The organism is Micromonospora rifamycinica (genome assembly GCF_900090265.1).
Taxonomy (GTDB): Bacteria; Actinomycetota; Actinomycetes; order Mycobacteriales; family Micromonosporaceae; genus Micromonospora; species Micromonospora rifamycinica.
Genome location: NZ_LT607752.1, coordinates 178,321 through 192,389, shown reverse-complemented (window position 1 = coordinate 192,389; position 14,069 = coordinate 178,321). Strand labels below are relative to the sequence as shown.

12 protein-coding genes are annotated in these 14,069 nt (G+C 71.6%); 2 read left to right on the top strand and 10 right to left on the bottom strand.

The genetic code is table 11. From position 1 onward, the window contains the following. Window positions 1-110: 110 nt before the first annotated feature. Together aceB and aceA are read right to left on the bottom strand one after the other, a co-directional pair. The gene (gene aceB, locus GA0070623_RS00575; RefSeq protein WP_089003845.1) at window positions 111-1,721 is read right to left on the bottom strand and encodes a malate synthase A; all 1,611 of its coding nucleotides are present in this window, start codon (window positions 1,719-1,721) and stop codon (window positions 111-113) included. Then, window positions 1,718-2,989, bottom strand: coding sequence for an isocitrate lyase (gene aceA, locus GA0070623_RS00570; RefSeq protein WP_067315014.1), 1,272 nt, complete (start codon window positions 2,987-2,989; stop codon window positions 1,718-1,720). Before aceA ends, aceB begins: the two co-directional genes overlap by 4 nt. A 239-nt stretch (window positions 2,990-3,228) precedes the next feature. Here aceA and GA0070623_RS00565 point away from each other — a divergent pair, with 239 nt between their 5' ends. Further along, on the top strand, window positions 3,229-4,614 hold the full coding sequence (locus tag GA0070623_RS00565; protein WP_067315020.1) for a short-chain fatty acyl-CoA regulator family protein: 1,386 nt from the start codon (window positions 3,229-3,231) through the stop codon (window positions 4,612-4,614). 17 nt (window positions 4,615-4,631) lie between these two features. Here the strand turns inward: GA0070623_RS00565 and GA0070623_RS00560 are convergent, their stop codons facing one another. The 8 genes from GA0070623_RS00560 to GA0070623_RS00520 form a co-directional block, all read right to left on the bottom strand. After that, on the bottom strand, window positions 4,632-5,576 hold the full coding sequence (locus tag GA0070623_RS00560; protein ID WP_067315012.1) for a hypothetical protein: 945 nt from the start codon (window positions 5,574-5,576) through the stop codon (window positions 4,632-4,634). A gap of 57 nt (window positions 5,577-5,633) precedes the next feature. Next, window positions 5,634-7,007 (bottom strand): glycoside hydrolase family 43 protein, encoded by a 1,374-nt coding sequence (locus GA0070623_RS00555; RefSeq protein ID WP_067315010.1) that lies wholly within the window; start codon window positions 7,005-7,007, stop codon window positions 5,634-5,636. A gap of 261 nt (window positions 7,008-7,268) precedes the next feature. Further along, a complete protein-coding gene (locus GA0070623_RS00550; protein ID WP_067315018.1) occupies window positions 7,269-7,709 on the bottom strand; it encodes a cold-shock protein in 441 nt (146 codons plus the stop codon). 319 nt (window positions 7,710-8,028) lie between these two features. Next, entirely contained in the window at window positions 8,029-8,940 is a 912-nt protein-coding gene (locus tag GA0070623_RS00540) for a transketolase family protein (protein ID WP_067307195.1), read from the bottom strand. Further along, on the bottom strand, window positions 8,937-9,632 hold the full coding sequence (locus GA0070623_RS00535) for a thiamine pyrophosphate-dependent enzyme (RefSeq protein WP_067307198.1): 696 nt from the start codon (window positions 9,630-9,632) through the stop codon (window positions 8,937-8,939). Before GA0070623_RS00535 ends, GA0070623_RS00540 begins: the two co-directional genes overlap by 4 nt. A 144-nt stretch (window positions 9,633-9,776) precedes the next feature. After that, the gene (locus GA0070623_RS00530) at window positions 9,777-10,601 is read right to left on the bottom strand and encodes a methyltransferase domain-containing protein (protein WP_067307201.1); all 825 of its coding nucleotides are present in this window, start codon (window positions 10,599-10,601) and stop codon (window positions 9,777-9,779) included. A 31-nt stretch (window positions 10,602-10,632) separates the two neighbouring features. Beyond that, a complete protein-coding gene (locus GA0070623_RS00525; RefSeq protein WP_067307278.1) occupies window positions 10,633-11,784 on the bottom strand; it encodes a helix-turn-helix transcriptional regulator in 1,152 nt (383 codons plus the stop codon). A 644-nt stretch (window positions 11,785-12,428) separates the two neighbouring features. Beyond that, on the bottom strand, window positions 12,429-12,863 hold the full coding sequence (locus GA0070623_RS00520) for a type II 3-dehydroquinate dehydratase (RefSeq protein WP_067307204.1): 435 nt from the start codon (window positions 12,861-12,863) through the stop codon (window positions 12,429-12,431). A 425-nt stretch (window positions 12,864-13,288) separates the two neighbouring features. Here GA0070623_RS00520 and GA0070623_RS00515 point away from each other — a divergent pair, with 425 nt between their 5' ends. Further along, the gene (locus tag GA0070623_RS00515) at window positions 13,289-14,059 is read left to right on the top strand and encodes a thioesterase II family protein (RefSeq protein ID WP_067307207.1); all 771 of its coding nucleotides are present in this window, start codon (window positions 13,289-13,291) and stop codon (window positions 14,057-14,059) included. Window positions 14,060-14,069: the final 10 nt, after the last annotated feature.

Genomic DNA, 14,069 nt, shown 5'->3' with positions numbered 1-14,069 from the left:
CCGCCCCGCACGGCCCGGCGCGGCGCGGCGCGGCGCGGCGCACGGGCAACGGAGCCGTCAGCGGGCCGGGACGGGCCGGTCGACCCGTCCCGGTCGCCCGGTCCGGATCGTCAGCGGGCCGACCCGGCGGGCCGGCGGGCCGGATCGAGATGCCGGGCGTACGCGACGGTGGTGAAGAAGGCCGGCAGGTCCTCGCCGAGGGCGGTGTCCTCGATGATCCGCGCGGCCCGCTCGGCGCGCTCCCGGTCGGCTCCCCCGCGTCCGGTCACCAGGGCGGCCAGCTCCTCGGCCAGGATCGACCGGACCAGCTCTTCGGTCACCCGACCGCCGTCGGCCAGCGGGGTGCCGTGGTGCCGCCACTGCCAGACCTGGCAGCGGGCGATCTCGGCGGTGGCCGCGTCCTCCATCAGGTTCTCCAGGGCCACCGCGCCGGTGCCGCCGAGCCACGCGTCCACGTAGCGCACGGCGACGGCGATGTCGGCCCGCAACCCGGCGGCGGTGACCTGGCCCGGGGTCTTGTCGACGGCGAGCAGGTCGACGGCGGTCACGGTGACGTCGTCGCGCAGCCGGTCGAGCTGGTGGGGGCGGTCACCGAGCACCGTGTCGAACTCCTCCCGGCAGGTGTCGACCAGGCCGGGATGGGCCACCCAGGAGCCGTCGAACCCGTCACCGGCCTCCCGTCGCTTGTCCGCCCGCACCCGGTCGAGGGCCACCTCGTTGACCTGCGGATCCCGGTTCGGGATGACGGCGGCCATCCCGCCGATCGCGTGCGCCCCCCGCCGGTGGCAGGTGGCGACCAGCAGCTCGGTGTACGCCCGCATGAACGGCACCGTCATGGTGACCTCGGCGCGGTCCGGCAGGACGAAGTCCGCCCACTGCCCGAAGTTCTTGATCATGCTGAAGATGTAGTCCCACCGGCCGGCGTTCAGCCCTGCCGAGTGTTCCCGCAGCTCGTAGAGGATCTCCTCCATCTCGAAGGCGGCGGTGACCGTCTCGATCAGCGTGGTGGCCCGGATGGTGCCCCGGGGCAGGCCGAGCCGCTGCTGGGCGAAGACGAAGACGTCGTTCCACAGCCGTGCCTCCCGGTGGCCCTCCAGCTTCGGCAGGTAGAAGTACGGCCCGGAGCCCGCGTCGAGCTGCCGGCGGGCACAGTGGAACAGGTAGAGCCCGAAGTCGACCAGGCTGGCCGAGATGGGCCGGCCGTCCACCACGACACCCTTCTCCACCAGGTGCCAGCCGCGCGGTCGGACGACGATGGTGGCCAGCTCCGCGCCGAGGGCGTACCGCTTGCCGCGCGGGTCGGTGAAGTCGATCCGCCGGTCCAGGGCGTCGATCAGGTTGAGCTGGCCGGAGATGACGTTGTGCCAGGTCGGGGCGGTGGCGTCCTCGAAGTCGGCGAGCCACACCCGGGCTCCGGAGTTGAGCGCGTTGACGGTCATCCGGCGGTCGGGCGGCCCGGTGATCTCGACCCGGCGGTCGACCAGGCCCGGTGCCGGTGGGGCCACCCGCCAGTCCGGATCGGCGCGGACCGCGGCGGTCTCCGGCAGGAAGTCGGGGAACTGGCCGGTGGCGTACCGGTCCCGGCGGGCCCGGCGGGTGTCCAGCAGGGCCACCCGGCGGGCGGCGAACTCGCTGTCCAGCGCGACCAGGAACGCCAGCGCGTCGGGGGTGAGGACCTCGTCGAAGCGGTCGGCCAGCGGGCCGATGATCTCGTATCTCATGCGAACTGCTCCTCCTCGGTGGAGCCGCGCAGGGCGGTGGTCTCGGCGGCCGGGTTGAGCACGGTGCTGATCAGGTCGAAGTAGCCGGTGCCGACCTCACGCTGGTGCCTGACGGCGGTGTAGCCGGCCGGCTCGGCGGCGAACTCCCGCTCCTGCAACGCCACGTAGGCCGACATGCCGTCGGCGGCGTAGCCCCGGGCCAGGTCGAACATCGAGTAGTTGAGGGCGTGGAAGCCGGCCAGGGTGATGAACTGGAACCGGTAGCCCAGGTGGCCGAGTTCCCGCTGGAACTTCGCGATGGTCGAGTCGTCGAGGTGCCTGCGCCAGTTGAACGACGGCGAGCAGTTGTAGGCGAGGAGCTGGTCCGGGTACTCGGCCCTGATCGCCTCGGCGAAGCGGCGGGCGACCGCCAGGTCGGGGGTGGAGGTCTCCATCCAGAGCAGGTCGGCGTGCGGGGCGTAGGCCAGTCCCCGGGCGATGCACGGCTCGACGCCGTTGCGCACCCGGTAGAACCCCTCGGCGGTGCGCTCGCCGGTGACGAACGGCCGGTCCTGTTCGTCCACGTCGGTGGTGAGCAGGGTGGCGGCCTGTGCGTCGGTGCGGGCGATCACCACCGACGGCACCCCGGCCACGTCGGCGGCGAGCCGCGCCGCCTCCAGGGTGCGGACGTGCTGGCCGGTCGGGACGAGCACCTTGCCGCCCAGGTGGCCGCACTTCTTCTCGGCGGCGAGCTGGTCCTCCCAGTGCACCCCCGCCGCGCCGGCTGCGATCATGGCGGTCATCAGCTCGTAGGCGTTGAGCGGGCCACCGAAGCCGGCCTCCGCGTCGGCGACGATCGGCGCGAGCCAGTCGGTGCCGCCGTCGTCGCCCTCGGCGGTGGTGATCTGGCCGGCGCGCAGCAGCGCGTTGTTGATCCGGCGCACCACGGCGGGCACCGAGTTGGCGGGATAGAGGCTCTGGTCGGGGTAGGTGTGCCCGGCGAGGTTGGCGTCCGCGGCCACCTGCCAGCCGGAGAGGTAGATGGCCTTGAGCCCGGCCCGGACCATCTGCACGGCCTGGTTGCCGGTGAGCGCGCCCAGGGCGTGGACGTAGTCCTCGGTGTGCAGCAGCTCCCACAGCCGTTCCGCCCCGCGTCGGGCCAGGGTGTGCTCCTCCTGGACGGCCCCGCGCAGCCGGACCACGTCCTCGGCGCGGTAGCTGCGGCGCACTCCCCGCCAGCGGGGGTCGGTCTCCCACTCGGTCCGCAACCGCTCCACGGCGTTCTGCATGATGTCGTCTCCTCGGATGTCGTGACGCCGGCACCGGACCGTCGTTCCGCCCGGTGGTGCGGCGTGTTGCCCGGCCGGCGTGTCACCCACGGTCACACGGTGTCCGGAGCCGGGTCGAGGGACGGAAGAAGCCAACTTCTGAGAAGTTCACCCCCACTTTTGCGAAGTTGCGAACAGATATATTCGCACTCTGCCAAGGGCGCGCTGGGCTGCAGGAAGAGCGATGGGAGGTGGGCCTGGTGAGCAAGACCTTCGCGGGTGCCCGACTGCGCCGGATGCGCGAGGACCGCGCCCTGAGCCAGTCCCGGCTGGCCCGGCTGCTCAACATCTCGCCCAGCTACCTCAACCAGATCGAGCACGACACCCGGCCGCTGACCGTGCCGGTGCTGATGCGGATCACCGAGGTGTTCGGCGTCGACCCGACCGTATTCGCCCCCCGGGACACCCCCCGGCTGGTCGCCGGGTTGCGCGAGGCGCTGCCCGGCCGGCCGGGCGTCGCCGACCTCACCGAGCTGGCCACCCGGCTGCCCGAGGTCGCCGAGGCCGTCCTCGACCTGCACCGCCGCTACCGGCAGGCCGACGAGCAGCTCGCCGAGCTGCTGGGCGACCGGGAGACGGTCGGCCGCAGCCCGCACGACCGGGTGACCGAGTTCTTCTACCGGCGGCAGAACTACGTGCCCGACCTGGACGAGGCGGCGGAACGGCTGGCCGGCACCGTCGGGCTGCGCCGCGGCGAGATCCGGTCCGGGTTACGGGAGCGGCTCGCCCGACGGCACGGGGTGCAGGTCCGTCACGACGACGCCACCCTGCTCGGCGACGAACTGCACCGCTACCGCCCGCAGACCCGCACCCTGCACCTGTCGACGTCGCTGCGGGCCGGGCAGGAGGCGATGCGGATGGCCGCCCAGATCGCCCTGCTGGAGTACGCCGACGTGATCGACGAGATCGTGGAGGAGGAACGGTTCGACGACCCGCAGACCCAGATCCTCACCCGGGTCGGCCTGGCCAACTACTTCGCCGCCGCGCTGATCCTGCCCTACGAGCCGTTCCTGGCGGCGGCGGAACAGCGTCGGTACGACATCGACCTGCTCACCCAGCACTTCAGCATGGGCTGGGAGACGGTCTGCCACCGGCTCAGCACGTTGCAGCGACCCCGGGCGCGCGGGGTGCCGTTCTCCTTCGTCCGGGTCGACCGGGCCGGCAACCTGTCCAAACGCCAGTCCGCCACCGGCTTCCCGTTCTCGCTCACCGGCGGCACCTGTCCGCTGTGGAACGTCTACGAGGCGTTCGGCGCGCCCGGCCGGGTGGTGGTGCAGGTCGCCGCGATGCCCGACGGGCAGCGCTACCTGTGGATCGCCCGCACCATCACCCGGCACCACGGCGGCTACAACCAGCCGGGCAAGGTCTACGCGATCGGGCTGGGCTGCGAGACCCGGCACGCCGACCGGCTGGTCTACGCCACCGGGATCGACCTGTACGCCACCGACGCCGTCACGCCGATCGGCCCCGGCTGCAAGACCTGTGAACGGCTGACCTGCCCGCAGCGGGCCGCCGCGCCGATCAGTGGCCGGCTCGACCTGGACGAGAACCGCAGCACCTTCGTCCCGTACCCGCTGAAGGGCTGACCACCGGTCGGTCGCGGTCAGCCCAGGTCGAGCACGGGCCGGGTGAGGATCTCGTCGGCGTACCCGTCGGCGGAGACGAGCCACCGGCCGAACTCCTCGTCGCGGTAGGAGGTCGCGAGGGGAAGCCAGCCCAGGAAGAAGCCGCTGCCGCCGCAGGCGGTGACGCCGCCGTCGCCGCCGCAGACCACTGTCGGATCGGTCGTCACCTCGTACCGGTAGGGGTCCTGACCGATGGCCAGCCCCCACAGGTTCGCCGTGCGGTGCGCCCCGGTCGGGTGCTCCACCGGGTAACCGTCGTCGGGGCTGTCGTCGCCCCAGCGGAACAGGGTGTCCGCCCCGGCACCGCAGGCCCACTCCCATTCGTCAGCGGTCGCGGTGCGCAGGCCGAGGGCGGCGAGGGCGGCCATCGCCTGGTCGTGGTCGGCCTCCTCCACCACCCAGGCCCGCAGCACCCGGCCGTCCGGGTCCAGCTCGACGGTCAGCCCGTCGGCCGAGCGCACCGTGCCGGCCCCGCCGCCCCGGATCCCGGTGGCCGCGACGAGTTCGCGGACCCGGGGGTCGTCGGGGGGCAGCGGCAGCTCGTCGGGGACGAACGCCTCCACCGCGACCAGCATCGCCGGCAGGTCGACGACGCGCACCGGCGAGGTCATCGCGTCGACGTGCTCGGTCAGCGACGGCAGGCCGTACTCCTCGGCGCTGTCGGTGTAGCTGGCGAGCTGACCCGCGCCGGGGTGGAACCGGGCCGCGTCGTGGCCGAGCGTCGGCCGGCCGCCGGGGACCAGCGCGAACCGCAGCCCGTCCCGGTCGAACAGCGCCGTCCGGTGCGCGCGTCCCGCGTAGCGGGTGTCCCGCAGGCCCACCAGGCTCAGCCCGTGCCGGGCCGCGATCTCCCGGGCCAGCCGGCCGGCGGCGTCGTCGGACAGGTCGTTCCACTGGTCGCAACGGAGATCGGCGTACGGCACCGCGCCAGGATAGGGCCGACCGCACCGGTCCCGGCGGGTGGGCCGGGACCGGTGCGGTCAGTATCCGATCCGGAAGGTGGCGTCCTGCCTGTCGGTGGCCGGCGAGCCGGTGCCGATCGGGTCGATACGCAGCAGGTAGTCGTAGTGGCGCAGGTACCGGTCCGGGTAGTTGTACGACCGGAACGACGTCCACGCGGCGTCCGCGAGGCCGGCCGTCCGGTAGAAGGTGGCGTCACCCCGGAACGCGCTCGTGCCGTCGTTCGCGGCCAGCCGGATCGTGTAGTCGTAATGGCGCAGGTACCGGTCCGGGTAGTTCACCGAGCGGAACGACACCCCGGCCGGGTCGGCCAGGCCCGGAACCAGGGTCCACAACTGGTCCTGGTACGGCTCGAAGGGGTACGGGTCGATGCGCCCGACACCGTTGGCGTGCCGCAGGTAGCGGTCCGGGAAGTTGTACGACTTCACCCGGTTCCACGCGGGCAGGCCCCAGGTGCCGGTGAGCGCGGTCACCTCGGCCGCGGTCAGCGGGATGATCCCCGGGTGCTTCGAGTTCAGCGGCTGGGTGTACGACCGGTCGTTGAGCAGGCTCCACGAGCCGCCCGCCACGTTGGTGGTCTGCCAGCAGAAGAACCTGCCGTTCGGGCTCCACGTGTCGCCCCACAGGTACCAGGTGTTCGCGGTGTGGGACTTGACGATCTGCGGCGCCTCGACCCCTCGACCCGGGCCGATCGCCGTGGTGTGGATGCTGAAGCTGCCCGGGTCGAGGGTGCTGGAGCGGGTGCCGAGCAGGGTGCTGTTGGTGTTGTTCTTGAAGTACATGTAGTTGACCCCGCCGACGCTGACGAAGCTGCCGTCGATGGCGTCGTAACCGGGGTCGAAGAACGTCTGCGGGGCGGAGGCGGTCACGAAGTCGCTGGTGTAGTTCACCATCAGCACGTTGTGGCCGCCGGTGACCGCGGAGTAGACCACCGCGTACCGGCCGCGTCCGGCGTCCCAGTACGCCTCCGGCGCCCAGGCGTGGGTGGCGAGGGAGTGCACCTTCAGCAGCCGGTACCCGGTGAAGGTCCGCAGGTCGGCGGAGTCCCAGACGTGCAGGTACTGGCTCTGGTAGTTCCAGTCGGTGCCGTTGAGGTCGGTCGCCAGCACCACGAACCCGCCGTTCTGCCGGCGCAGGATGAACGGGTCGCGCAGGCCCCGGCTGCCCAGCGTCGGCGTGGCGACGGGCCGGTTCTGGTTCAGCGGGGTCCAGTTCAGGCCGTCGGTGCTGACGGCGAGGTGCAGGCCGTAGCTGGCGGCGGTCATGCTCGGCGACTCGGTGAAGTACGCCATGGCGTAGCCGTCACCGGCGGCGGCGGACGCGGCCCCGGGACGCCACAGGGTCGCCCCGGCGACGGCGGCGCCGGTGGCGGAGAGCAGGGTACGACGCTTCAACGGGTCACCTCGGGGGCGGGCGGCAGGGCGACACTGACCCCCGTACGGTATCGCTGACATCGATGACGTCAAGTATTGACGAAACGACCCGCGCTCCCGTCACGCCCGGAGGCGGGATGGGCCGCCGGGCGTCCCGGGCCGCCGGGCGGACGACGGGAAGGCCTGGCAGGACGGCGAGAGCGGCCGGCCTCGGCCCTGCCGCGCGGCGTAGCCGGCGTCACCCCGGGTCCACGCGGTGGACCCGGGGTGACGCCGGGGAGGTCAGTCCTCGATCCACCCGTGCGAGCGGGCGAACTGCGCGAGGTGCTGCCGGATCTGGCCGATCTGCCCGCCGGTCAGCGTCGGGACCTGCTCCACCAGCAGATCGGTGATGGCGGCGCGGAAGGCGGCGGGGGTCAGGACGTCGCACTCGTCGTCCTCGCCCCGGTCGTCGGCCGCCACCCTCGTCGAGGGGGCCGAGCCGGACGCCGTCACCGACCGCACCGGCGCTCCCGCGCCGGGATTGAGCAGACGCGCGTACAACGCCTTGACGCCGCGGTTGCCCTCCACCGAGTCGAACTCCACGCGCATGCCCGCCGACACGGACGGCCGCTGGTCACCGAAGTCGTTCGCGTGCACGAAGACGTCCTCACCACCGCCCTCCGGCCGGATGAAACCGTAACCCTTCACGTCGTCGAAGCTGAGAATCGTTCCGACCGCCACCGCGACCACCACCCCACAGAACAGGAACCACCAGAACATGGGCACCGGGAGGGCCTGGCCGCCCGGTGCAGCACCCATGGTAATGGCCATCGCCTCCGGGTCGGACCCGGTGGCGCCACCACCACGGCGCGTGTCTCGTCGACGTCGCGTCCGCCCCGGGCGCCCCGGGCGCCCCGGGCGCGCCGGGCACGCCGGGCACGCCGGGCGCGCACCGGCCGGGCGGGCACCCAGCGCCCGACGCGGACGCCGGCCCGGGGCACCCAGCGCCCGACGCGGACGCCGGCCCGGGAGCCGGCGTCCGCCGTGGGCGACGTCCGGCCTAGCGGAGGAACTCGCCGATCGACTCGGCCAGGCTCGCGGCATCGAGGCCGTGCAGCCGGTCATGGTCCGTCGCCCGGCCGTAGGCGCGGACCTCCTCGTCCCGCCGCACCCCGTGCGACCGCAACCGGTGGGGTACGTCGCCGAGCGCCTCGGCCACCTCGTGCGCGGAGGTCCCCCGCAGGTACGGCTCGACCACCACCACGTTGGGCTGGGCGCCGGCCACCGCGGCCCGCAGGCCGGCGTGGTCGAACGGCCGGATGGTGGAGGCGTACAGCACCGTCACGTCCGCCGTGGCGGTCGCGGCGAGCACGTCGTCGCAGACCGGCCCGACGGCGACCACCACACCGGCGCTGCCCTGCCGCAGGACGGTGAAGCCGTCCAGCACCGGCGCGGCCTCGGCGTTGGCCTTGTCGGACAGCCGCACGTAGACCCGCCCGTCGCCGGCGATCGCGTCCCGGATCAGCTTCTCGGCCTCGTCCTCGTGCCCCGGCACGTGCACGGTCCAGCCGGGCAACGTGTCGAACAGCGCGACGTCGCCCGGGGCCTGGTGGGTCCGGCCGCGCGGCAGGTCGTCGTAGGAGCCGCCGATGCTGACCAGCACCGCACCGACGTCCTGGTGCCCGAGGTCGAGCTTGATCTGCTCGAACGGACGCTCCACGAGGAACGGCGTGTAGGTGTGCGCCACCGGCCGGAAGCCGTTGAGCGCCAGGCCGCCGGCCATCCCGATCATCGCCTGCTCGCGGATGCCCACGTTGATCACGCGGTCGGGATAGGTGACCCGGGCCTCGTCGAACGACCAGGACGAGATGTCCGCGGTCAGCAGGACCAGCTTGGGATCGGTCGCCAGTGACTCGATCACGGTGTCGACGAAGACGGACCGCATCAACTTCCGGTCCACCTGGATGGTCATGCCGCGCTCCCTTCCCGGTTCGGGCGGATCTCCGCGACCACGGCCTGCGGCCGTCCGTCGGGTTCCTGGGTCAGCGCCCGGTACAACTCGTCGTTGTCGCGTCCGTCCACGGTGGCCGCCCGCCAGCCCTCCACCTCGAAGCGCCGGGCGATGCCGTCCGGCCAGCCGAGGCTCGCCGAACGGTTGTCGATCACGATGGCGGTGATGCGGTCCAGCCCGAGGCGGCTCGCGATCGCGATCGCCTCGTGGTTGCTGCCCTCGTCGAACTCGCCGTCGCCCATCAGCACCACCACGCGGGCCCGCCGCCCCTCGGCGCGCAGCGCGAGGGCGGTGCCCACGGCCAGCGGAAGCCCGTGCCCGAGTGAGCCGCTGCTGATCTCCACGCCGGGTACCAGGGTCCGGTCCGGGTGCAGGCCGAGCGGTGAACCGAGCTGCGCCCAGGTGTCCAGGGCTTCCGGGGCGATGAAACCCTTCGCGGCGAGCATCGCGTAGAGGGCCATCGGCCCGTGGCCCTTGGAGAGGAAGAACCGGTCCCGGTCCGGGTCGTCGATGTTCTCGGGCGAGACGTTGAGCACCCGGTCGTAGAGGACCCAGATGGTGTGCAGCGTCGATGCCGCCGCCCATCCGTGCTTCTCGTCGCCCACCATCCTGCCGAACAGGCTGCGTAATGTTGCTTCTTCGGTAAGTTGCATGCTCCCACCTGCGCGATGTCGATTCCGGAGGAAAGCGCCACGCTTTCCCTACTACCTGGTCAATGCGGTGTTCACCTGGCGTGCGGGCTGGTCGCCACCCGCCGGTCCGCGACCGGCGTCACGCACCACCAGCCGGTCGGGCCGTCAGGCGGGTTTGCGGGCGGTGAGGAGGGCGTACCCCAGCGACGGCTCCGCGCTGAAGGCGTGGAACCGGGAGAGCGTGAGATCGAACTGCTCCGCCCCGATGTGTGGCACCGCCTGTTCCCGCAGGGCGGCGAACCGCTCGGCCGCCTTGTCCCAGGAGGGCCGGGTGTAGCGGCTGACGTCCTCGGTGGGGCCGGGTTCGAGCCCGGCGGCCCGGATGAGGGAGAGGTAGTCGTCGAGACTGATGACCGACAGCACACCCTTGCTGGCCTCGGCGACACGGGCGGCGCCCGCCTCGTAGCCGTCGGCGCTCGGCAGCAGCATGAAGTCACCGATCGCCACCCGTCCGCCGGGCCGCAGCACCCGGGCCGCCTGCGCCAGGACGTGCCCCCGGTCCGGCATGTGGTGCAGCGACTCCAGCGCCCACACGAGGTCGAAGGAGCCATCCGGGAACGGCAGGTCCATCGCGTCGGCCAACTGGAAGGACAACCGGTCGGCCAGCCCGGCGGCCACCGCGCGGTCGTTCGCCCGCTCCACCTGCCGCCGGCTGATCGACACGCCGACGACCTCGATCTTGTGAGCCGCCGCCAGCCTCATCGCCGGCTCGCCGATGCCACAACCGAGATCGAGCAGACGATCACCCGGTTCGATGGTCAGCAGACCGGCCAGCCGGTCGGTCAGCCGGTCGGCGGCTTCGTCCACCGATACGTCCTCGGACGCGTCGTTCCAGTAACCGTGGTGCAGATTCTCGCCCCAGAGCCGGTCGAGCAGATCCGCGAACGCGTCGTAGCCATGGCCAATCTCGTCCGGCGTCGGCTTCTTCACCAGTTCCCCTCAACCATCGTATTCCCCAATCTTACGATCCGTGCCGCAACTGCATTGCCTTCCAGCTGGCCGCCAATTCGACACGCGAGGTCAGGCTCATCTTCTGGTAGACCTTCTTGAGATGAAAAGCCACCGTGTGCCGAGAGATGAACAACTGCCGGCCGACTTCGTTGTTGGTGTGCCCCTGGCTGACGAGTTCGGCGACGGCGAACTCGGTGTTGGTGAGTCCGTGCGGCAGTTCCCCCGCACACTCCACGGTCCGGCTCACACCACGCCGCACACCGAAATCGCGGAGTTTGTTGGCGACCCGTGAGGCATCACGGGCGGCGCCGACCGCGGTGTACGCGACCAGCGCCGCCTCGAAGATGCGGATCGTGTTGCTCCGTTCGGACCGTCGCTTGGCCAGCAGCCCGGCCAGGTCCTCCCGGGCGGACGCCCCGCACCACCGGTCGGGATAGAGGTTCGCCGCCTCGAGCAGCTTGCCGGAGTCCTCCTCCAGCAGACCGGCGGAGTGCAACGCCGCCGCACGGATGACGTCGAAGCCCGGATGCGCGGCGGAGGCGGCGGAGGCCGCCGCCGCGGCGGCTTCGGCGAGGTCGTCGGCGCCCAACTTGCGGGAGGCGCGAACCAGCCAGGACGCCGCCGCCGGCTCGGACACCAGGAGCTGACGGAGAACGAGGTGGCTGGTGACTATTCCGGCGATGAGACCGGAGGCCCGGTCCACCCCGCCCCGGGCCTCGGCCGCCTGGGCGGTCACCCACGCTCCCGCCGCCTGCCCGAAATAGCCCAGCAGGGCCTCGCCGGTCAGTTTGTCGACATAGGTGAGACACGTTCGCATGTCCGCCCGGCGGAGCGCGGCCAGCGCCATCACGACGTAACCGGTGGGCAGCAGGGAGCGGGCTTCGCACTGCTCCGCGATGCGCAACCCCTCGGTCACGTCGGCGAGACCGTCGTCGACGCACCCCATGGCGAACAGCAGCTCGCCCCGGATGACGAGGGACGTCGCGGTGACGAGCGGTGAGTCCGATTCTTCCCGACGCCCGTCGAGCGCGTTGACCACCCGCCAGCCGGCATCGAGATCCCTGGACTTCGTCAACAACGCGACGCGCCAATAGGGGGCCAGCCGACAGAACTCGTGACCTTCTTCACACTCGACGTCGACAGCTTCCGTGGCATAGTGCAATCCCGCGTCGAGCCGGCCGCCATACCACCACAACGCGGAACGACGGAAAAGGCGGGCGGTCGCACAGGACGGGGACACGAGCTCATCCCGGAATCCCACGAAAGGATTTTGGGGAAATGGCGCCCGCGCTGCGTAGCGGTTGCGGTCACCGGGAATCTCCACGCCGGCAGGCACCGACGTCAGCAAAGACGACAAGGAACCCTCCCCAGTGGTTCTTGATTCTCAGATAGTTGCCCTCTTGACAATTACCACGGGCAGCTAACCCGTCACCGACAGTACTACCGCCGAGGCCCCGCGTCCAGGGCAGATTGCCAGTTCGCCAAAGACGGACATTTCCTCTGACCACCGCCGCGCACACTGATCAATTGGTCTGACGCATCGACATAATTACGATCTGGATATAGGCTTGTGTCGATTGAAGTACACCCGCCGGCAAAGACTGCCGAGCTTGGCGTGAAGGTATACGCCTGTGTACCCCAGGTGAGCCGCGTCATGGTCCGGAAAAGCGCCCCGGTATCCGCACTCCACCGGCGTTCGACACCACCGGGCGACGTCCCGCCGGTCCGCCCCGCAACGCACACACCGTCACCGGACGACGGTCGTCGCGACGGCAGCGCGGCTACCCGGTCGACCCCCCGCCACGGTCACGCGGCGAGGTGCAACAACGCCCGGGCGGCCAGCCGGTAACCGTAGGCCCCGAGTCCCACCACCACCCCGCTGGCCAGCGGCGCGATCACCGACTCGTGCCGGAAACGCTCGCGTGCCCACACGTTGCTCAGATGCACCTCGATCCACGGCTTGGCATAGCTGGCCAGGGCGTCCCGCAGGCTCCAGCCGGCGATCATCAACGCCCCCGGGTTGACGATGGCTCCGACCGTCGAGTCGCGGTACTGGTGGATCGCCCCGACCAGGTCGCCCTCCCCGTCACGCTGGACCGAGACGACCTCCCAGCCACGGGAACCCACCTCCTCGGCGACCGCCTTCTCGATGTCGGCGAGGGTGTCGGTGCCGTAGATCTCCGGCTCCCGGTGGCCCAACGCACCCAGGTTGGGACCGTTGAGGAGAAGCATGACACTCAAGGAGCACCTCTCAGTTCGGGACCGGACCGGCAAACCTGCCTCCGGCAGACGCGGCATCCCTGCCCCGCAGCGCCTGCGCTGTCGTCCTGCCACCGGGCACCCCGGCGGGCCGTGGTGGTGGCCGCCGCGACGGAACACTGCCCCGCACCCCGACCACCTCTCGATCCGCCGCTACCCACGTGGCAATTCCACGCTAGAACAGAACCGATCGACCGGCATCCCTCGACCTGATAGCACAGCTGTCGGTACGGCCGCGCACCGCCCTATCAGATCTGGGGATGCCCACCGCCGCGCGCCGGTCGTACCCTCCGAAGGGCCGCACCGGTGCCGGGATCCGGCGGACGGAGCACCGGCCGCCACCGCCGACGTGCCGGCCCGCCGGTCCTCACCGGCAGTGGCCGCGACCCTCGGAAAGGACCACGGCAGTGCCTCAGTCTGCGGAGCAGGTCGAGAAGTGGGTGCGTCGGTTCCATCCGGCACCGGAGTGTGCCGCCCGGTTGGTGTGCCTGCCCCACGCCGGCGGCTCGGCGAGCTTCTTCCACCCGGTGTCCAGGGCGCTCGCTCCCACGGTGGAGGTCCTGGCGATCCAGTACCCGGGCCGTCAGGACCGCCGCCACGAGGCCGCCCTCGGCAGCATCGCCGAGCTGGCGGACCGGATCCTCGACGCCCTACGCCACCTGGACGACCGTCCCCTGGCGCTGTTCGGACACAGCATGGGCGCGATCCTCGGCTACGAGGTGGCGCTGCGGATGCGCGACGCCGGTCTGCCGGCGCCGACGCACCTGTTCGCCTCCGGTCGACGGGCACCGTCCCGCTACCGGGACGAGGGGGTGCACCACCTGCCGGACGACCGGATCGTGTCCGAGCTGCGGACCCTGAGCGGCACCGACGCGACCATGCTCGCCGACCCGGAGGTGCTGGCCATGATCCTGCCGGCCATCCGCAGCGACTACCGGGCCGTCGAGACGTACCGGCACGATCCGGGCCAAAGGCTCGACTGTCCGGTCACCGTGCTCACCGGCGACCGCGACCCCCGGGTGTCCCTCGACGAGGCGGGCGCCTGGGCGGAGCACACCACCGGGCCGACCGAACTCAAGGTCTTCCCGGGGGGCCATTTCTTCCTCGTCGACCGCAGCGCGGACGTGCTGGCGGTGCTGCGCCGCGAGCTGCTGGGCAGCAGCCCCACCGTCGCGTGACGAGCCCCCC